This is a genomic window from Ensifer sp. NM-2 (genome assembly GCF_003024455.1).
GTDB lineage: Bacteria > Pseudomonadota > Alphaproteobacteria > Rhizobiales > Rhizobiaceae > Ensifer > Ensifer canadensis.
In genome coordinates this window covers 377694-397342 of record NZ_PVZR01000006.1, presented here as the reverse complement: position 1 = coordinate 397342, position 19649 = coordinate 377694, and the positions used below count along the sequence as shown (strand labels likewise).

Genomic DNA, 19649 nt, shown 5'->3' with positions numbered 1-19649 from the left:
GAAAACGACAAATCCCCATAGACCGGCAACCGCGCTTTCCATCCCGCGGGTTCTTTCACTGGAGGCTTTCGGACGCCGGCCCGAGCCAGGCCAACGCGTGGAGCGCCAGCATCCGAAACCCATCACAACACCGGTCATTGATTGCCAAAGTCTCGATCTGGTTTTAGCCTCAAGAAGCCCCACGTCTGTGGCCATCTTAGAACTACGATTCTGAATCTATGGATATTTTTATGACTGAGAAATATCGACTACCCGAGACGTTCAACACCGAACGCTTCTTCGTCCGAAAGGCCCAGGCATCTGATGCGGCGTCGGTTTTCGAAGGCTGGGCCACTGACGTGGACATTACTCGCTACCTGGTCTGGAGGCCCCACTCCGACATTTCGCAGACTACCGCTTTTCTGGAGCAAGCGGAGCGAGAGTGGGATGCCGGGACAAGTTTTCCATCTCTGATTGCCCTGCGTACAGCGCCAGAGCAGATCATTGGAACGGTGGAGCCGCGCGTAGCTTCCGGGCGGGTATCATACGGCTGGATCGTTCGCCGGGACCACTGGGGACAGGGGGTTGCCACAGAGGTTGTTAGCTGGTTGTTGGAACATGCTCTCGCGCACCCAACTATATTTCGAACAGAGGCGACTTGTGACGTCGTCAACATCGCGTCGTCGCGCGTGATGGAGAAGGCTGGCATGGCCCGTGAAGCTGTTCTGCGCCGCTATCTTCTTCATCCAAACGTCTCGAATGAAGCAAGAGACGCGTTGCTGTATTCTAAGGTCCGCTGACGGCGAACGACCGGTTTGGGCCAGGCGCAAGACCAAGACAACAAACGGGGCGCGGTTGGGAGGACCCGCGCCCTTTTTTGCGAGGAGTGGACCGGACGGCGTTATCAGGCGTCGACGTCTTCCTTCAGAAAGTCGGCGGCAACGCGAGCTGTCAGCGCCAGCGACACCGCGCCTGCATCCGGATGGCCGATGCTCTTTTCCGCAAGCGGCCGCGCGCGGCCGAGTTTCGGCGTCAGGCTGGACGTGGCGTCAGCCGCATCGCTAGCAGCCTTGGCCGCCGCCTCCCAAGCCTTGTTCAACGACTTCAGGTTTTCAAATTCCCGCTCCAACGTGTCGACGAACGGCACGAGGGCGTCGACCAAGGTCTTGTCGCCGACGCGGGCGCGTCCGAGACGGGTGACGCCGTCGAGCGCGAGCCGCGCACCTTCTATGATGGCCGCATCCGCAGGCTTGTCGTCGTCGGAAAATGCGTTGCTCCAGGAGCGAAGAAGCAGGCCCCAGATTGCGCCCGACGTGCCGCCCGCGCGATCGGCCCAGGCATCGCCCGCCGTTGCCAGCACACTGGCAGCGCCTGCCCCAGCCGCTACCGCAGAGTTCGCGGCCTCCTGGGCCGCCGCAGAGCCGCGGCGCATGCCCTGGCCATGGTCGCCGTCGCCGGCAAAGGCGTCGATACGGCCGAGTTCGTCTTCAGCTTGCTTCAGGGCATCGGCAACCTTGCCGATCAACCGGGCAATGCACTTACCGCTTTCCTTGGAGGCCTGCGACGCAGGCGCGAAGGTCGCGGGACCATCCTCATCGGAAATCGTATCGGTCGCCGGCTCCGCGTTGATGATCGCGCCCTTGCGCAGCACCGGTGCATCGCATGGCGCACGCCAGTAGGATTCAAGCTCTTCGTCGAGCCAGAGCAGTGACAGCGAGCAGCCCTGCATGTCCAGGCTGGTGACGAACTCGCCGCATTCCGGATCGACGATTTCGAGGCCCGCCGCCTTCAATTCCTGTTCGACAGCGACCCAAAGAACGAAAAGCTCTTCGTACTTGGTTGAGCCCAGACCGTTCAGCACCGGCGCAACCTTTGCCGTCCCGGCCGGACGCTCGGCCAGCAGTTTGCCGACAAGCAATTTCGCAAGCTCGGTTGCCGTTACGACCTTTTCCTCGCTGATGCCCGGCTCGCCGTGAATGCCAAGACCGAGCGCCATTTCGCCCTTCGGAACCGTGAAGAGCGGATGGGTCGCGCCCGGCAGGGTGCAGCCGCCGAAAGCGACCCCGAAGGAGACGGTGCGATCATTGGCAAGGCGGCTGACGCGCTCGACCTCGTCCAGCGACAGACCGGCTTCGGCAGCAGCGCCTGCAATCTTGAAGACCACGAGATCGCCGGCGATGCCGCGGCGCTTAGGCGCCGTATCAGCCGTGGCACTCGCGACATCGTCGGTCACCGGCACGATGCGCACGTCGATGCCTTCGGCCCGAAGGCGTTCGGCGGCAACGCCGAAATTCAGGACGTCCCCGGCATAGTTTCCGAAACCGAGGAGAACGCCGCCGCCCTGGTCGGCATGACGGCAGACACGCGCAACGGCAGCGGTCGACGGCGAGGCAAAGACGTCGCCGGCGACGGCAGCATCAGCCATGCCCGGGCCGACATAACCTGCAAAGGCCGGATAATGGCCGGAGCCACCACCGATAACGACGGCGACCTTGCCCTTCGGCACCTTGGTCGAGCGCACGACGCCGCCCTTCACCAGGCGGACATTGCGGGCATAGATGGAGCTGAAGCCGGCGAGCGCGGTTACGGCGAAATCTTCCGGTGCGTCAAAGATCGTGGTCATCGCTACTTGTTCCTTAGTCGCGAGGCAGAATGCGCCTCAGATAGTCCCGATTGGTTGCGCTGACGGAAAGGCCATCGCCACCGTAATGCTCGCAGAGGAACGGGCTCTGGAACCCGTGCGAAAGCGCCATGCGAATGGCGGAACGGTAGTTGATCACGCCGAACTCCAGCGGGGCTGGATGGGTGACGATCAGCCCCGAAGTTTCGTCCTCGGTGCGGTTGTAGTTCTTGACGTGCCAGTATTTGGCAAAGGGTGCAACCTTCGCCATCATTTCCTGCCAGTGCTCGACCGGACGATGCAGGCGGATCAGGTTGCCGAGGTCGGCGTTGATGCCGACATTCGCAAGACCGACGTCGGTGACGAAGCGCACCGCGCTATCGGCGGAACCTATGTACGTGTCTTCATACATCTCGAGCGCCAGCTCGATGCCGAGTTCTTCGGCATGGCGGCCGAGCTCGCGGATGCGCGAGACACCCTTCTGCCAGATGGCTGCGTCATCAGGGTTTTTGACGCCATCGACTGTCCAGAACCACAGCGCCTTCTTCTGCGCATCGGTCAACGGACCGAAGAATCCGAAGGAGACCGAACCTGCCCCGATCGCGGCTGCGGTATCGATGACCCGATGACCATAGGCGAGATACTCGTCACCATGAACAGGATCGATGACGCTGCGACGCGCAGTCGAGATCCCCGGCATGGTCAAGCCGAGATCACGCGTCAATGCGACGAAGCTCCCAAGCCGTGCCGGTGACAAATCGGCAAGACGGATCCAGCTGTCGGTCGGGTCGAGCTCAGTGAAGCCGGCATCGACGACGTCATCGAGTGTCAGTGCCCATTCCTCGACCGACTGGTCCTGAACCGAGCGGCCATCCGCCAGGATGTTCGGATACTGGATCATGGCGGCCGCGATAGGCCAGGTGTCACGGATCCATTTGCGCGGCGCGTTTGCCATGGCGTTTCCCCAATTTTTTGAAGTTTGGTGCGGCGGCTCCGTCAAGCCGCCGCGCTACCGTCGCCCGGCGATGTTGCATCATCGCCCTTGCGCTTGCGAACCAGGCCGATCAGTCCGAAGACGACAGGCGACAGCAGCATTGCCAGGCCAAGGCCCATCAACGACGAAACCAGCGCATTTGACCAGAAGATATTCAGCGATCCGCTCGACAGAAGCATGGACTGGCGGAAGGCATCCTCGGCCTTGTCGCCGAGCACCATGGCGAGAACCAGGGGCGCCAGCGGATAATCGAGCTTCTTGAAGACGTAGCCCAGCACGCCGAAGCCGATGACCATGAAGATATCGGAGACGGAATTGGCCACCTGATAGGCGCCGGAGAAGATGACCGCGACGATGATCGGGCCAATGATCGAGAACGGTACGCGCAGGATCGAGGCGTAGAGCGGCACGGTGGCGAGCACCAGGATGACGGCGACGACGTTGCCGAGATACATCGAGGCAATCAGACCCCAAACGAAATCGGGCCGGTCAGTAAACAGCATCGGACCGGGCGTCAGGCCCCAGATCATCAGGCCGCCCATCATGACGGCAGCCGTGGCCGAACCGGGAACGCCGAGCGCCAGCATCGGCAACAGTGCCGAAGTGCCGGCCGAATGGTCGGCAGTCTCGGGTGCTACGATGCCGCGCGGGTCGCCCTTGCCGAACTTCGACTTGTCGCGTGCCGAACGACGGGCGACGCCATAGCTCATGAAGGAGGCTGCGGTCGGGCCGGCAGGCGTGATGCCCATCCAGATACCGATGATGGTCGAGCGCGCGATCGTCAGCCAGTAGCGCGGGATCTCGACGAGGGTGCGGCCGATTTCGGCGAGCCTGACGCGCGCCTTGATGCCTTCGAAGCGCAGCCCTTCTTCCGTTGTCAGCAACAGTTCGCCGATGCCGAAGAGGCCCATGACGGCGATCAGGAAGCTGACGCCTTTGATCAGGGTCGGGATGTCGAAGGTCAGGCGCAGATCGCCGGAGATTGTGTCCATGCCGACCGATGCAAGCGCGAAACCGATCATCATTGAGACGAGCGTCTTGAACGGCGATTGCGCACCCATCGAGATGAAGCTTGCAAAGGCAAGGAAGTAGACCGCGAAGTATTCCGGTGACGAGAAGCGCAGCGCGAAGTTCGCGACCCAGCCCGACAGGAGCGTGATCATCACGACGCCGGCAAGCGCACCGATGCCGGCCGAGACGAAGGCCAGCGTCAAGGCGCGGCTCGCCTGCCCTGCCTTGGCCATCGGATAGCCGTCGAAGGTGGTTGCGACCGACGAGGGCTCGCCCGGAATATTGAACAGGATGGATGTCGTCGAGCCGCCGAACAGCGCTCCCCAATACATGCAGGAGAGCAGGATGATGGCGGAGATCGGATCCATGGAGAAGGTCAGCGGCAACAGCAGCGATACGCCGTTTGGCGCGCCGAGGCCGGGCAGAACACCGACGAGAATGCCGAGCGTGACGCCGACCATCATCAGCAGGATGTGATTCCAGCTGAGGATGTGGCCGAAGCCATCGATCAGAAGACCGATATTTTCCATGTCATTCCTCCCGGGGAAACTTTAAGCGGTCAGGATCAGTAGATCCCGAACCATGCCTCAACCGGCCCCTTCAAAAGCGGAACCTTGAAGCCGATCTCGAATACGATGAAGAAGAAGAGCGAAACGGCCACGCCCGCCGGCAGTGCGATCCACCACTTGTAACGCCCCTGGAAGAGCATCGCGCCGGCGATATAAAGCGCCGTCCCGACATAGAGCCCGAGCCAAGCGGAGACGCCGGCAAAGGCGACAAGAGGCAAGAGGAATGAGGCAACGACGCGGGCGCGGGCGCCGTCGATGAAGATATCACCCGTGCCACGATGCTTCACGAATGCACCGATCGCATTCGCAATGCTTCCCAGAATGATCAGAACGCCGATGTAGAAGGGAAAATAACCAGCCTCTGGGCCGAAATCGCTCCATCCGGCGCCGACATCGGAGGCGCCATAGCAGACGGCTGCGCCAAAGATACCAGTCAACGCGGCAACGCCAAGCTCCACCGCGAAGCGGGAAAGCCCATTCGCACTGTTCTCACTCATGATCGTGACCTTTCAAACCGGTTGACGGGCGCTCCCCTTAGCGCGTCATACTTGACGCGCGGCGCTGTCGAGGCGCCCGTCCCGATATATCGCCTGTTTTAGTTGGCGAGCCAGCCTTCGCGCTTCAGAACTTCGCCGACTGCGGCGCCGTCCATCTCGATGGCGACCTTGAAGTCGTCGCCAGCGATGTAAGCGGGAGACTGCGAGGTATCGGCAAGATACTTCGCCCACTCCGGCGTTTCGGAAACCTTGCGCATCAGGTCCGCATAGAACTTGACGGCATCCGGCTCAACGCCAGCCGGCAGCCAGACGGTGCGCGGCATGGAGTAGTTGTCGATGGCGATGCCCGTCTCCTTGCAGGTCGGGATGTCGCTCCAGCCCTTGTCGCCGGCAACCTTGGCGTCGTTCGTCAGCTTGACGCTCTTGAAGACGCAAAGCGGCTTGACCATGCCGGCCTGCCACTGGCCGAGGTTTTCACTCGGGTTGTTGACGTTGGCGTCGAGGTGTTCGCCAGCGAGCTGAACGGCCGCTTCGCCACCGCTCTTGAATGGGATGTAGTTGATGGTCGCGCCGGTCGCCTCGTTGATCATCGAGGTGAGGATCTGGTCGACGTCCTTCGACTGGCTTCCGCCGATCTTCAGTCCACCTTCCTTGGCCTTGGCGGCGAAGTCGGCAGCCGTCGCGTAAGACGCCTTGCCGTTGACCCAGAGGATGAATTCGTCGGAAGCAAGCGCTGCAACCGGCGTCAGGTCCTCGGCCTTGTAAGGCACCTTGGCGCGGACCGGCAGCAGGTAGGCATTGTTGGTGCCGAATGCCAGCTTGTAGGCGTCGCCCTTGTTGGTCGCGGTGTAGACGAAACCTTCGGCGCCGCCGGCGCTGCCCTTGTTGGTGACGACAACAGGCGCCTTCATCAGTTCGTACTTGCCGATGATCGCCTGGATCGTGCGCGCGAAGATGTCCGTGCCGCCGCCCGGGCCAGCCGTGACGACGAATTCAACCGGACGGTCGGGCTCGAAGGCCGACGCCGGAGCGGCAACGCCGAATGCGGCTGCCATGATGCATGCGATAGAAACGGATTTTTTCATGTCTAATCCTCCCGTTGAGTGAGATGCGGCGCAAGACCTCCTCCTGCGCCGGTAGTGCTTGAAAGCGCGCGAAATCAGGCGGCGGCCGAAAGGGCAGCCTTTTTTTTCGCCATGCGAACGGCGAGCAGAAGCGCCTCGCGGCTTGCGCCGACATCGGCAATACCCTTGCCGGCAATGTCATAGGCCGTGCCGTGTGCGGGGGTGCAGAGCGGGAACGGCAGGCCGCCCATCATCGTCACGCCCTTGTCGAAGCCCATGAGCTTCATCGCGATCTGACCCTGATCGTGGTACATGGTCAGGACGGCATTGAAGCCTTCCTTGAGTGCGCGCACGAAAACGGTGTCGGCCGGGAACGGGCCGTCGACGTTGTAGCCGAGCACCTTGGCCTTCTCGACCGCCGGCTCGATGATGTCGATCTCTTCCATGCCGAAGCTGCCGCCGTCGCCGGCATGCGGGTTGAGGCCTGCAATCGCGATCTTCGCCTCTTCGTAGCCGGCTTCCTTGAGGCAGGCCTGTGTCAGTTCGACCTCGGCCAGAATGCCTTCGACCGAGAGATTGTCAGCCACATCCTTCAACGGAATGTGCGAGGTGACACGCGCATTCCAGACCTTCTCGAGGACGTTGAATTCGCGAACCTTGCCGGTGAAGCCGAGCACGTCGGCAACGAAACGAATCTCGTCGTCATAGCCGGGATAGGCAAAGCGCATGGCCTTCTTGTTGAAGGGCGTGAAGCACACGGCCTCGGCCTTGCCGGCATGAGCAAGCTCCAGCGCGGTGCGGAAATTGCGCGTTGCAAACGTGCCGCCGGCGAGCGTCGCCTCGCCGCGATCGACGTCTGCCGGATCGAGATGACCGAGGTCGACGAATACGTGACGGGCGGTCCCGGCCTTGTCGAGATCCTCAAGCGAAGAGGGCTCGAGATCGAGCGTCAGACCGGCAGCCTTGGCGCCTTCGTCGAGAATGCGGCGATCGCCGATCGTGATGATGTGCGCGGCCTCGCGAATATCGGGAAGGGCCAGCAGCCGCGCGGTCAGCTCGGGGCTGATGCCGGCGGGATCGCCCATGGCAAGCGCGATGACAGGACGCGCGCCGTTACCGGCAGCACCATTGGTCGTCATGTGAGATGTCCTCCACTTCATGCTTCTCGCAGGCTGTCATACGTTATTCAAAATTCTGCATCAAGTCTTTTGTATTCTGTATGCAGCATTTTCTGTTGACGATGACGAGCCCTGTCTCCATGCTTCAATCAGACAGTGCTGATTCAATCGGCACGCACGGGGAACGGATGGCCGACACGCGGCCACCAAACGCAGAAGCAAAATGATGAACGAAATCACACCACTGGAGAGACGCGCCGACGGCGGCCCCGGCCCGATCAGGCGAACCGCTCTGCATGACACTCTTGTCAGCCACCTGCGCGACATGATCATCGAAGGCGACCTGTCGCCCGGCACACGGCTGCATGAAGGCCAACTCGGCGAGCAGCTCGGCGTGTCCCGCACGCCCTTGCGCGAAGCCATCAAGTATCTGGCGAGTGAAGGGCTCGTGGAGCTCGTGCCCAGTCGCGGCGCCGTCGTGAAGCGCTTCAGCGCCAAGGACGTGCACGACATGCTGACGGTGTTGCAGACGCTGGAGGAACTTGCCGGCAAGCTCGCCTGTGAAGCGGCAAGCGACGCCGGCATTGCCGAAGTTCGCGCCCTACACGACGAGATGGTCCGCCGCTACAAGGTCGGCGACCGGCTGCAATACTACAAGCTCAACCAGCAGATTCACTCGGCAATCGTCCAGCTCGCCGAAAATGCGGCGCTCGCCGACATGCACAGCGTCTTGCAGACACGGCTGAAGCGCATCCGCTTCATCGGCCACGAAGGCCCGGAAAAATGGGCGGCCGCGGTTGCCGAGCATGACGAGATGATCGTTGCGCTCGAAGCCCGCGACAAGGCCAAGCTGTCCGAAGTGCTCGGCCGTCACCTGATGAACGCCTGGGAGCGCGTTCGCGCTTCGGTTTGAAGAAGCGTCGCAGTCGCGTTCTAAGCTAACGGGCTCTTTCTTGCCCTGGGTCCTATTCTCAGGATCGACCCCATATATATTGAGCGGCCCCGCCCTGTCCGTCGCCCCATGTATGGCGGCGCCGAGATGACATGTCCGTGATCCAACTTGATGCGTATCCGGGATACGCATATTTTGGCGAGGAAGGGGATCGGCGATGGCGTCTCGAGACAGGATGAAAAGGCACCCTGAGCGTAGTGGCGCAGCTGACCTCGTTCGAGCGGAAGTGCTGGTTCCGCGCGATCGACGCAATGATATTGTCAGCGCCGCCGCAGGCATGCGCGAAGATCGCAGAAAACGTAAGGATCGTTTAGCGGAATATCTCACGCTGGCGGCCGAGCGTTATGGCTTGCGAATATTCGACAATATCGACGTCAAGAAGCTCGATGATGTCCCAAGTCGGTCACGGGTCGTAGCGAATGCGCTCATCGAAAGAGGCGATGCCAGAGCCTTTGCGATGGGAAGGGAGATGTTGTCCATACTTGATGGTGGTCACTGACGGCTTTGACCGAGCTTCAACGCAACATCATGGTGTCCATCGCCAGAACCGCTCCGAGAGCAGCTAACTGGCGGGCGGTGTAGTTCTCAACATGTACCGGCCCGCGTGTGTCGGATGACATTGATAATAGCGACTCGGACATCCGTTCGCGGCGCTAACACGGCATCGCGCATTCCTTGAAGCCAAGTATGACGGCAAGCTGATGGCGCGCGCCGTGACCTTCGATAAAAAGAAGCAAACTCGATCTGTCACGGTCGAGGAAAACGTGAAGCCAACACACGATCGGCGGCGTGGGGACTACCGGTTCAATGAAGCCCGCCAACGCCGAGCAGCCGCTCGACCGCGTCGTGGTCGCTTGAAAGCGCCTGCGGCGTGCCGGCCCAGGCAACGCGTCCGCGCTCCAGCACGATGACCTGATCGGCAAAATCGAGCGCGCTCTGGATGCGCTGTTCGACCAGCACGATGGTCATGTCGCCGGTCTTGGCGAGCTCGGCAAAGGCCTTCATCAGTTCCTCGCAGATCACCGGGGCAAGCCCCTCGAGCGGCTCATCCAGCAGCAGGACCGACGGACGACCGAGGATCGAGCGCGCCGTCGAAAGCATCTGCTGCTCGCCGCCGGAAAGCTGGCTGCCGAGGTTGCGCCGCCGCTCGTGAAGCCGCGGAAACATGTCGTAAGCCTCCTGCAGTGCGGTCTTCGGCCGGTCCTTGAGACCGACGAACAGGTTTTCCTCGACGGTCAGGGTCGGAAACACGCAGCGCGCCTGTGGCACGAAGCCCAGGCCCTTGCGAGCGCGTGAAGCGCTTGGCAGGGATGTCACATCAGCATCGCCTATGCGAATACGACCGTCATAGCGTTTCGTCTGGCCGGTAAGCGTCGCCAGCAGCGTGGTCTTGCCCATGCCGTTGCGGCCGAGAACGGCCAGGCGCGCGCCCGCTGGAACCGAGAACGAAATACCTTCGAGCACCCGCGTCGGCCCATAACCGGCGGACAGGTTTTCCACCTCAAGCGGCGTGGCTGGCATTGGCATAGCTCCCCAGATAGGCTTCTCGCACCCGCGGATCCTGGGTGACATCAGACGGCAAACCGTCAAAGATAATGGCGCCAGCCGCGAGGACAACGACGCGCTTGGCAAAGCGGAAGACCAGATCCATGTCATGCTCGATCATCAGCACGGCGAGATCCGCCGGTAGATCGGCGAGCGCCTGCTCGATGCGACCGGTATCGCTCTGCGGCACGCCGGCGGCCGGCTCGTCGAGCAGCAGCACCTTCGGCTTCAAGGCAAGCGCCACGGCGATTTCAAGCAGGCGCTGCTGGCCATAGGCGATCTCACTGACCTTGCGATGCATCAGTTCGCGAAGCCCGAGCTTGCCAAGCAGTTGCCCGACTTCATCCATCACATCAGGCATCGAGAGAAAATTGCCGAACAGACGACCGGAGCGGCCGTCACGCTGCAAAACGGCGAGCGCAACGTGCTCGGCCGGCGTCATATCGAGAAACAGGCGGGTGACCTGGAAGGAGCGCACCAGCCCTCTCTGCACCCGTCCGATGGCATCGATACGGGTGACCGTCTCGCCGCCAAGGCGAACCTCGCCGGAATCAGGGGCGAGATTGCCTGTCACCAGATTGACGAATGTCGTCTTGCCGGCGCCGTTCGGGCCGATCAGCGCCACACGGTCGCCCGGTGCCATACTGAGGCTTACGTCATTGGTGACTGCCAGGCCGCCGAAGGCGCGCTTGAGGTTGCGAACTTCAAAGATGGGCTGCATCATCTTGCCTCCCGGCGGCGGCCAACGAAGGCGGCTGCCGTCCCGTAAAGCCCCTTCGGCGCGAAGAGGACGACAGCAATCAGCAGAGCGCCGACCATCGTCAGCCAGTGGAACGGATTGGCGGCGGAAACGACGTCTTCGAAGAACATGAAGACAATGGTGCCCGTGAGCGCGCCGAACAGCGAACCGGTGCCTCCGAGAACAAGCATCACCAGGCTTTCGGCCGACATGGTGAAGGAGAGGCTGTCGAGACCGACCACCTGCGTCGAGATGGCGTTGAGCGCACCGCCGACACCGGCGACGGCCCCGGAAATGACATACATCTTCATCAACGCGCCCTTGGGCGACGCCCCCATCGAGCGGATGCGGATGGGATCCTCCTTGATCGCCCGGCACAGCATGCCGAACGGCGAGCGCACGATCAGCCGCAGGACGGCGAAGACAAGCACCAGCAGCACGACGCCGAAGACGTAAGCCGTGCGTCCCCACAGGTCAAACTCGTAAAGACCGAGCAAAGCGCTCGGCGCGATGCCGGACAGGCCATCACTGCCGCCGGTCCAGGACGACGCCTTGTTGGCGAACTCATGGAAGAGGTGGATGAGGGCGATCGACAGCACCAATTGCGGCAGGCCGTGCGCGCGCAGGATCACCACGCCGCAAAGGAGGCCGGCAACGGCGCCGGCGGCGATGCCGAAGGCGAGCATCGCGAAGGGATCGTTGATGCCGTAATGCGCTGAGACAATCCCCGCGGCATAGGCACCGGCGCCGAACAGCGCCGCGTGCCCGAGCGTCGCCACCCCGCAATAGCCGGTGACGAGGTCAAGCGAGAGCACCAAAAGCGCAATTGCGATGATGCGCGTCAACAGCGCCAGGTTGTTGGGAAACAGGAAGTAGCCGACGATAGCGAGCGCCAGAATGACGCCGAGACCGATCAGGTCGCCGCCGCCGAAGCGGCGCTTGCCCGCCGTCTGTGCAATCAGGTCGTTGGTGGTGGTCATGGTCATCCCTTGGCTCTCCCGGCAAGTCCGCGCGGGAAGACGCAGATGATTGCGATGACGGCCAGATAGAAGAAGAATTCGCCGAACTCGGGCATCAGGTAGCGGCCGGTCGTGTCGATGCCGCCGAGCAGCAGGCAGGCGACAAGTGCGCCGGGGATCGAGCCCGCACCGCCGACCGACACGACGACCAGGAACGTCACCATGTAGCGCAGCGCATAATAGGGTTCGACCGGCAGAAGTTCGGCACCGACCACTCCACCGAAGGCGGCAAGGCCAACGGCAACCGCGAAACTCACGGCATAGACGATCTCGGTGCGCACGCCGAGTGCAGCGGCCATGGCGGCATTGTCGACCGAGGCCCGCAACTTGACGCCGAACGCCGTCCTTTCAATCGCGTACCAGAGGGCGATGGCTACGGCGAGGCCGCAAAGGATCGCAAAGAGCCGATGCGTGGCGATCGCGCGGAAACCGAGATCGACAGAGCCCTGCAGTTGCCCCGGCAGCGGCACGGTCTTCAGCGTCGGCCCGAAGACATAGTTGGCGATGCCGATGATGCAGAAGGTGATGCCGATCGTCATCAGCACCTGGGTCAGTTCCGGCGCCCCATAGATGCGACGATAGAGCAGACGCTCGATCGGGATGGCGATCACGATCGTGCCGAACACGGCAAGCACGATGGCAAATCCATAGGCAAGGCCGAGGTCGCGCGCCGCATAGGAGGCGATGTAACCGCCGATCATGGCAAATGCGCCATGCGCAAGGTTGACGACGCGCATCAGCCCCATGGTGACGGAAAGCCCGATGGAGATGACGAAGAGCACCATGCCATAGGCAAGGGCATCGATCGCGATGCTGAGGACTGTTTGCATGGGGCTATCCGATGCCTTTCGTTATCACTGACGGCTGAGCGGCGGGACGAGACGAACCCATCCCCGTCAAACAGCTGCACACGCATGGTTCGTTTCCGCCTTCAACGGAGGCACCGAAACGCTCCAACTTTCCATTTCAGGTATTCCCGGATGGAAAAACGCATCGCGCCTTTCCAGGAAATGCGTCCCTATCTTCGGCATTCCCTGACGGAAAACCGCTTCGCACTTTTCCTGGAAATGCATCCCTATCTTTTGCATTCCCTTCACGGAAAACCGCTTCGCACTTTTCCTGGAAATGCTTTGGGGCGCCCGGATCGCTCTATTTGCCGTGACGCCGGTGTTTTGCGGCCAATGTGGGCGGGGCTCAACGGGAACCCAAATTGCCCAAAAGCCTATTTCAGCGCCGCCAGACCGGGATCGCCCTGCTTCTCGAAGGTCTGAACTTCCTTGTTGTAGTAGGTGCCGTCATCAGCCTTGGTTACTTCGCGCAGGTAGATGTTCTGCGTGATGTGGCGCGATTCCGGATCGATGGAAACCGGGCCCCTCGGGCTCGTCCAGGAAAGACCCTTGACTGCATCGACGGCCTTCTGCGCGTCCTGCTCGCCGCCGGTCGCCTCGATCATCTTGTAGATCACATGCATGCCATCATAGGCGCCGACCGAGGGGAAGGAGAGTTCGGCCGGATTGCCGATGGCCTTTGCGGCCGCTTCGACAAAAGTCTTGTTTTCCGGACTGTCGTGCGAGACGGCGTAGTGGAACGTCGTCTGGATGCCGAGCGCTGCTTCGCCAAGCGCCGGCAGATCGGATTCCTGCGTCAGATCGCCTGGAGCAAAGAACTTGATGCCGCCGCTCTTCAGGCCGTTTTCGTTATAGGCTTTGACGAAACCAAGCGTGGTCGGGCCCGACGGCAGGAAGGCGAAGACGCCTTCGGCACCAGAGTCCTTGATGCGCTGCATGATCGGCGAGAAGTCGTTGGTGGCAAGCGGCATGCGAATGGCTTCGACGACCTGTCCACCGGCCGCCTCAAAACCGGCCTTGAAGGCATGTTCAGCATCGACGCCCGGGCCGTAGTCGCTGACCACCGAGATGACCTTGGAAACGCCCGCATCCTTCGCCACCTTGGCGATCGGCGTCGAGGTCTGCCAGGTGGTAAACGAGGTACGCACCACCAGCGGGCTTTTGGTCACGATCGCCGACGTCGCCGCGTTCATGATCACCAGCGGCACGTTGGCCTGCTCCAGAAGCGGCGTGACGGCCATTGCATCGGGGGTGAAATAGAAGCCGGCCAGATACTGCACGCCTTCCTTGACAACCAGTTCCTGGGCAAGCGCCTTGGACTGCGCCGGATCGGCCTGCGGCACGTCGCGATAGATGATCTCGATATCATCGTCGCCGACCTTGCTGCCGTTCAATGCCATATAGGCGTCGATGCCAGCCTTGAAGTTCTTGCCCTGCAGCGCGAAGGGACCGGAAAAGGGTCCAACGACGCCGATCTTGATCGTGTCCGCATAGGCAGCACCACTCAAGGCCAAGGCCGCAAGCGCGGCCAGAATTGTCCGTTTCATATTTCCTCCCTGTGGCACCGTCCACTCCCGCTGCGGCACCGTCATCACAAAGCAATCCGATTTTGATGTCTGTCAGTTTGCCATGCGAAACGGTGATGCAAAAATGAAATATGGGGTGGAAATCATAATTCAACAGTTATGTTTTGTCTTGGTTTTCGGTGAGCGTTTATTAACTAGGCACTAGCACCGGAGACCTGGGTCCAAAGCGTGTTGAACAAAGCGCTGCCCGGCGAAGACAGCGATTTAGCGTTTAACCCAAGGTGCCTACCGATTCCTCCCGGCACCGGCAGAATCTCGCCGCGTGACCGACCTTTGAATTCGCGATCTTCGGTGCGGAATACTTCTCAGGGAGCGCACTTCCACGCATGAATTCACGCAGGAAATTCGTGCTGCGGCGAAGCGACAGCAGCTTCTACGCGATTCGGCAATAGCAGCAGTGACTTCCAGCTCCACGAGGAGAGCGATGGTCGATAGCGCACCATCTGGCGCAGCGATCAACTTGTTCGCGTTCGCAGATCGGTTCAATAAAAAAAATTGAACACTTCATTCGTTCGCACAAACTTTGGTTTGGCGGCAGTCGTTCCGACCACCTGGGAAGAAGCCTAACGCCAATGAGCGCTCGGCCGTTCATAATACCGTAATCGAACTTTCATCGTTTCATCATTCGATTTGGCACGGAATGTCACACTCAACTGTTAGCAAGCGCCCCGGCTCATTCGTGTCGCCGATTTTGGTGACCGCCATTCTGCAAGGAGCGTTTTGCAATGAGAGACTCCGCCACCACGTTCGCACTTATCAGCCTGATGGCAACCGCCGCGTTTGGCCCTTCACCAGCAGCAGCTGAAACGACGAAATTCGAATTCTGGTACGGTCTTTCGGGTGATCTTGGAGAGCGGGTTCAGGAAGCGTGCAAGAAGTTCAACGATAGCCAGCCCGAATTCGAAATCGTCTGCACCTCGCAAAACGGATACGACACGACCCTGCAAAACACTATTGCGGCATACCGCGCCAAAAAACAGCCCGCGATCACGCAGATCTACGATGCCGGCACCCTGGACATGATGCTGTCCGGCGCGTTCGTGCCGGCCAAGAAGCTGATGGCCGACAACGGCTATACGATCGATTGGAACAATTATTTCGGCGGCATCGCCAACTATTATGCGACCGCTGGGGGCGAACTGAATTCCTTCCCCTTCAATTCCTCGACTGCAATGTTCTATTACAACGTCGATGCGTTCCAGAAGGCCGGCGTGGACTTCAAGCCCGACACCTGGGAACAGGTCGAGGAAGCGGCCCGCAAGCTGAAGGCCGCCGGCTTCGAATGCCCGCTCGCTTTCAACTTCGACACATGGCCGCTCATGGAGCAGTTTTCGGCCATTCATAACCAGCCGATCGCCACCAAGGCGAATGGTTACCAGGGGCTGGATGCCGAACTCGTCGTCAACAAGACCAAGTTCGTCGATCACGTGAAGTTCTTCAAGAAAATGGCAGACGAGAAGCTCTTCGTCGTCAAGACCAAGCAGCTTGGCATGGATACCGTCCCTGCCTTCACGTCCCAGACCTGCCAGATGATACAGACCTCGATCGCCGACCATGGCACCATCGGCAAGTCCCTTCCCGAGGGCGTGAAGTGGGATGTCGCCATGTTGCCGGTATGGAAAGGCACAGAGCGTCAGAATTCGCTGGTCGGCGGCGCATCCCTTTGGGTGCTGGCTGGCCGTCCGGAAGCGGAATACAAGGGTGCAGCAGCATTCCTCAACTACATCGCGACACCGGAAATGGCCGAGTGGTGGTCGACGGTGACGGGATACATTCCGGTAACGAAGACCGGTTTCGACGCGATGAAGTCCAACGGCTTCTACGACAAGGCGCCCTACAAGGGGCGTGAATTTGCCATCCAGAGCCTCTCGTTCACGCCGACGTCGGAAAATACCCGTGGCATTCGCCTGGGCGGTTTCACTCAGATCCGCAAGGAATTCGCAACGGCCCTCGAGGCGATCTTCATGCAGAATGCAGACGTGCAGGCCGAGCTCGACAAGACGGTCGAACGTGGCAACGCAGTGCTGCGTCGCTTCGAGAAAACCTACGCCGGTCAGACGCTGAACTAAAATCTGATCCGTCGGGAGCCAGCGATGGCAGGCTCCCATACCTGTTCTTACGCACGGAATTTGCACACATGGACAAGCGCGCGGCCTTTCGTAGCTGGTGGCTGCCCAGCCTATTCGCCCTGCCGCAGATCATCCTGATCCTGTTCTTTTTCTACTGGCCGGCGGTCGCGGTGTTGCGCTGGGCATTCACGCTCGAACCGCCCTTCGGTGGAACTGCGGAATTCGTCGGACTTGCCAATTTCAAGGAAGTGTTCGCCGACCCGCTCTACTGGAATTCCGTTGGAGTCAGCCTGGCGTTCGCCCTTTGCGGCACCTTGGCTACGATCTTTATCGGCCTTGTTCTTGCCCTGGCGGTTGACCGCCAGCTACCGGGTTCCGCGCCCTTCAGGTTCCTCTACATCCTGCCTTACGCGATTGCGGGACCTGCTGCCGGCATGGCCTTCCGTTTCATCCTGTCGCCAGAGCGCGGGCTGATGGCATCGGTCAACGCCGCCTTTCCGGACTTCTGGAACCCAGCCAAGTATGGCAGCCATGCCCTTATCCTCGTCATCGTCGTGTTTGCCTGGAAATGGGCGGGCTACACTTTCATCTTCCTTCTCGCAGGTCTGCAGTCTGTCCCGCGGTCGCTCATCGAGGCTGCAGCGATGGACGGCTGCGGCCCGATACGCCGCGCGGTCGACATCCAGATACCGATGCTTGCGCCCACGCTTTTCTTCCTGCTCGTGATCATGATGACCGAAGGTTTCGTCGGTGCGGACACTTACGGCATCGTCGCGCGTACGACGGATGGCGGCCCGAACCACGGCACGGATGTGATGGTCTACCGCATCGTCGAGGAGGCGTTCCGTGGACTGAACTACTCCGGCGCGTCGGCCCAGAGCCTCGTGCTCATCGGCCTCATCATGATCTTCACCTTTATCCAGTTCCGCTTCATCGAGCGCCAGGTCCATTATAAGTGAGGCAGTCATGATTCAGCGGACCCCTTTCGCAAACGCCCTCACCTATGGCGTGATGATCTTCGGCTTCCTCCTGCTGATAGGTCCCTTCATCGTCATCGTGTCGGGCGCGAGCCAAACGTTTCAGCAGGTCAACACCATACCCTTCAGTTTCCTGCCGCAGGATCGCCTGTTTGAGAATATGAGCGCCGCCTGGACGCGGGCGAACCTCGGGACGGCGATGTTGAACAGCTTCGTGATGGCCAGCCTCGTGACTGTCGGGAAGGTCGCACTGTCAGCGTTGACTGCCTTTGCCATCGTATTCTTCCGAACCCCGCTGAAGGGCTTCTTTTTCTGGATGGTGTTCATCACGTTGATGCTGCCGCTTGAGGTGCGTGTCGTGCCCACCTACGCAGTCGCTGCCGATTTGTTTCAGCCCGTACGGCTTCTCATCTCCGCTGCGACTGGTTTCGAGGTGTCCCTCGACTGGAACCTTCTCAACTCCTACGCCGGTCTCACGCTGCCGCTAATCGCAACGGCCACCGGAACATTCCTTTACCGCCAATTCTACCTAACTCTGCCCGATGAACTGGCCGAGGCCGCGCGAATGGACGGGTCGGGCCCGGTCCGTTTTTTTATCGATATGCTCTTGCCGCTCTCGCGCACCAACATGCTCGCTCTGACCACGATCATGTTCGTCTACGGCTGGAACCAGTATCTCTGGCCGCTCCTGATGGTGACGGACCCTGCCTATAAGACCACGATGATGTCGCTGGTCGCACTCCTACCGGCCGACAACGGCACGCCGGATTGGAACGTGACGCTCGCCGGATCGCTGATCATCATGCTGCCCCCATTGGTCGTCGTTGCCGTCTTGCAGCGCTGGTTCGTACGGGGCCTGGTGGCCACCGAAAAATGAAACCGCTTCCCCCATCTGCAGAATAAAAGAGGTCCTCGTTCATGGCTGACATCGCAATTCGCGCCGTGCGTAAATCTTACGGCAAGACCCCCACCTTGCATGGCATCGACCTTGTTTTTGCGTCGGGAGAATTCGTGGTGATCCTCGGCCCATCAGGCTGTGGCAAATCCACACTTCTCAGGATGATCGCGGGACTGGAGGAAATCACCGCGGGTGAGATCGCCATCAACGGACGGGTCGTTAACAGGCTTGAACCGCGCGAACGCGGTTGCGCCATGGTGTTTCAGAATTACGCCCTCTATCCGCACATGACGGTCGCGGGAAACATCGGCTATGCCCTGAAAGTCGCTGGCGTACCAAAGGCAGAGCGCCTTCGCCGCATCGAGGAGACAGCCAAGATCGTCGGGCTCGCCGACTATCTCGATCGCAAACCGGCGGCCCTCTCCGGTGGCCAGCGGCAACGGGTTGCCATGGCGCGCGCGATCATCCGCGAACCGAACGTATTCCTTTTCGACGAACCGTTGTCGAATCTCGATGCCAAGCTTCGTGTCACCATGCGCGCCGAGATCCGCAAGCTCCATCAGCGCCTGTCGGCAACGTCCGTTTTCGTCACGCATGATCAGGTAGAAGCGATGACTCTCGCAGACAAGCTGGTCGTCATGAACAAGGGCGTCGTCGAACAGGTGGGCCAGCCGCTTGACATCTACCACCGCCCAGCAAGCATTTTCGTCGCCTCCTTCATCGGTTCGCCGGCGATGAACCTGTTTGACGCTCACATCAACGTCGATGACGCCTGCCTTGCGTTCAGCGGCACGAAGATGCCGATCGACAGGGCTCTTGCCACACGCTTGGGTGAAAGACGTGTGACCGTGGGCATTCGTCCGGAACAGTGTGTTGTTGCCACTGGGGCAAGAGGCATCTCGATGAAAGTGGACTTTGTAGAAGAGCTCGGAGCTGGCCGCGTCATCCACTCGGAATTGGGTGGCCAGCCCTTTGCAGCCTGTGTCGATGAAGAGACGTACGTAAGGCCTGGCGACCGGATCGCGCTGGAACTGCCGCTTGCACATTTGCATGTGTTCGACCGAGAGACTGGTCGGCGTATCGAGCTTGAAGTCGAGCCTCGCAGTGGCCGCAATGCGCGGCAGGTGCTCGAAGCAGTCTGATCATCGCAACATCGAAGGAGAT

The 19649-nt window shown here is 60.7% G+C and carries 18 protein-coding genes; 7 read left to right on the top strand and 11 right to left on the bottom strand.

Translation table 11 applies throughout. The features are described from left to right. The first annotated feature begins 230 nt into the window (after positions 1 to 230). Entirely contained in the window at positions 231 to 779 is a 549-nt protein-coding gene (locus C6558_RS15580; RefSeq protein ID WP_107027543.1) for a GNAT family N-acetyltransferase, read from the top strand. A gap of 104 nt (positions 780 to 883) precedes the next feature. Here the strand turns inward: C6558_RS15580 and C6558_RS15575 are convergent, their stop codons facing one another. From C6558_RS15575 to C6558_RS15550, 6 genes are all read right to left on the bottom strand, one after another. Next, positions 884 to 2602 (bottom strand): dihydroxyacetone kinase family protein, encoded by a 1719-nt coding sequence (locus C6558_RS15575; RefSeq protein ID WP_107027542.1) that lies wholly within the window; start codon positions 2600 to 2602, stop codon positions 884 to 886. Between the two features lie 13 nt (positions 2603 to 2615). After that, a complete protein-coding gene (locus C6558_RS15570; RefSeq protein ID WP_107027541.1) occupies positions 2616 to 3554 on the bottom strand; it encodes a sugar phosphate isomerase/epimerase in 939 nt (312 codons plus the stop codon). Positions 3555 to 3595: 41 nt separating this feature from the next. Further along, positions 3596 to 5134: a tripartite tricarboxylate transporter permease gene (locus C6558_RS15565; protein ID WP_107027540.1), complete on the bottom strand. Its 1539-nt coding sequence runs from the start codon at positions 5132 to 5134 to the stop codon at positions 3596 to 3598. Positions 5135 to 5169: 35 nt separating this feature from the next. Further along, on the bottom strand, positions 5170 to 5670 hold the full coding sequence (locus tag C6558_RS15560; RefSeq protein ID WP_057223065.1) for a tripartite tricarboxylate transporter TctB family protein: 501 nt from the start codon (positions 5668 to 5670) through the stop codon (positions 5170 to 5172). Between the two features lie 98 nt (positions 5671 to 5768). Continuing rightward, the gene (locus C6558_RS15555) at positions 5769 to 6755 is read right to left on the bottom strand and encodes a tripartite tricarboxylate transporter substrate binding protein (protein ID WP_107027539.1); all 987 of its coding nucleotides are present in this window, start codon (positions 6753 to 6755) and stop codon (positions 5769 to 5771) included. A gap of 74 nt (positions 6756 to 6829) precedes the next feature. Further along, positions 6830 to 7873, bottom strand: coding sequence for a 4-hydroxythreonine-4-phosphate dehydrogenase PdxA (locus C6558_RS15550; protein WP_107027538.1), 1044 nt, complete (start codon positions 7871 to 7873; stop codon positions 6830 to 6832). Positions 7874 to 8078: 205 nt separating this feature from the next. On the opposite strand from C6558_RS15550, the gene C6558_RS15545 reads away from it, so the two are divergent. Both C6558_RS15545 and C6558_RS15540 read left to right on the top strand, forming a co-directional pair. Further along, on the top strand, positions 8079 to 8765 hold the full coding sequence (locus C6558_RS15545; RefSeq protein ID WP_107027558.1) for a GntR family transcriptional regulator: 687 nt from the start codon (positions 8079 to 8081) through the stop codon (positions 8763 to 8765). Between the two features lie 196 nt (positions 8766 to 8961). After that, complete coding sequence (locus tag C6558_RS15540) at positions 8962 to 9303, top strand: hypothetical protein (RefSeq protein ID WP_107027537.1); 342 nt, start codon at positions 8962 to 8964, stop codon at positions 9301 to 9303. Between the two features lie 305 nt (positions 9304 to 9608). Here C6558_RS15540 and C6558_RS15535 read toward each other — a convergent pair whose 3' ends face one another. The 5 genes from C6558_RS15535 to C6558_RS15510 all read right to left on the bottom strand — a co-directional run bounded on the left by C6558_RS15535 (position 9609) and on the right by C6558_RS15510 (position 14502). Next, a complete protein-coding gene (locus C6558_RS15535) occupies positions 9609 to 10325 on the bottom strand; it encodes an ABC transporter ATP-binding protein (RefSeq protein WP_107027536.1) in 717 nt (238 codons plus the stop codon). Next, the gene (locus C6558_RS15530; protein WP_107027557.1) at positions 10306 to 11070 is read right to left on the bottom strand and encodes an ABC transporter ATP-binding protein; all 765 of its coding nucleotides are present in this window, start codon (positions 11068 to 11070) and stop codon (positions 10306 to 10308) included. The genes C6558_RS15535 and C6558_RS15530 overlap by 20 nt, the downstream gene beginning before the upstream one ends. Further along, positions 11070 to 12068 (bottom strand): branched-chain amino acid ABC transporter permease, encoded by a 999-nt coding sequence (locus C6558_RS15525; protein WP_057204813.1) that lies wholly within the window; start codon positions 12066 to 12068, stop codon positions 11070 to 11072. Before C6558_RS15525 ends, C6558_RS15530 begins: the two co-directional genes overlap by 1 nt. Before the next feature lie 2 nt (positions 12069 to 12070). Beyond that, the gene (locus C6558_RS15520) at positions 12071 to 12937 is read right to left on the bottom strand and encodes a branched-chain amino acid ABC transporter permease (RefSeq protein WP_025429092.1); all 867 of its coding nucleotides are present in this window, start codon (positions 12935 to 12937) and stop codon (positions 12071 to 12073) included. Positions 12938 to 13329: 392 nt separating this feature from the next. Further along, positions 13330 to 14502, bottom strand: coding sequence for an ABC transporter substrate-binding protein (locus C6558_RS15510; RefSeq protein ID WP_057204677.1), 1173 nt, complete (start codon positions 14500 to 14502; stop codon positions 13330 to 13332). Between the two features lie 764 nt (positions 14503 to 15266). Here C6558_RS15510 and C6558_RS15505 point away from each other — a divergent pair. The 4 genes from C6558_RS15505 (at position 15267) to C6558_RS15490 (ending at position 19627) form a co-directional block, all read left to right on the top strand. Beyond that, complete coding sequence (locus tag C6558_RS15505; protein ID WP_025429095.1) at positions 15267 to 16610, top strand: extracellular solute-binding protein; 1344 nt, start codon at positions 15267 to 15269, stop codon at positions 16608 to 16610. A 68-nt stretch (positions 16611 to 16678) separates the two neighbouring features. Next, positions 16679 to 17569 carry a carbohydrate ABC transporter permease gene (locus C6558_RS15500; RefSeq protein ID WP_107027533.1) on the top strand — a complete coding sequence of 297 codons (891 nt, stop codon included), beginning with the start codon at positions 16679 to 16681 and terminating at the stop codon, positions 17567 to 17569. Positions 17570 to 17576: 7 nt separating this feature from the next. Then, positions 17577 to 18464 carry an ABC transporter permease subunit gene (locus C6558_RS15495; RefSeq protein WP_107027532.1) on the top strand — a complete coding sequence of 296 codons (888 nt, stop codon included), beginning with the start codon at positions 17577 to 17579 and terminating at the stop codon, positions 18462 to 18464. Positions 18465 to 18505: 41 nt separating this feature from the next. Continuing rightward, on the top strand, positions 18506 to 19627 hold the full coding sequence (locus C6558_RS15490) for a sn-glycerol-3-phosphate import ATP-binding protein UgpC (protein WP_107027531.1): 1122 nt from the start codon (positions 18506 to 18508) through the stop codon (positions 19625 to 19627). The last annotated feature ends 22 nt before the right edge of the window (positions 19628 to 19649 follow it).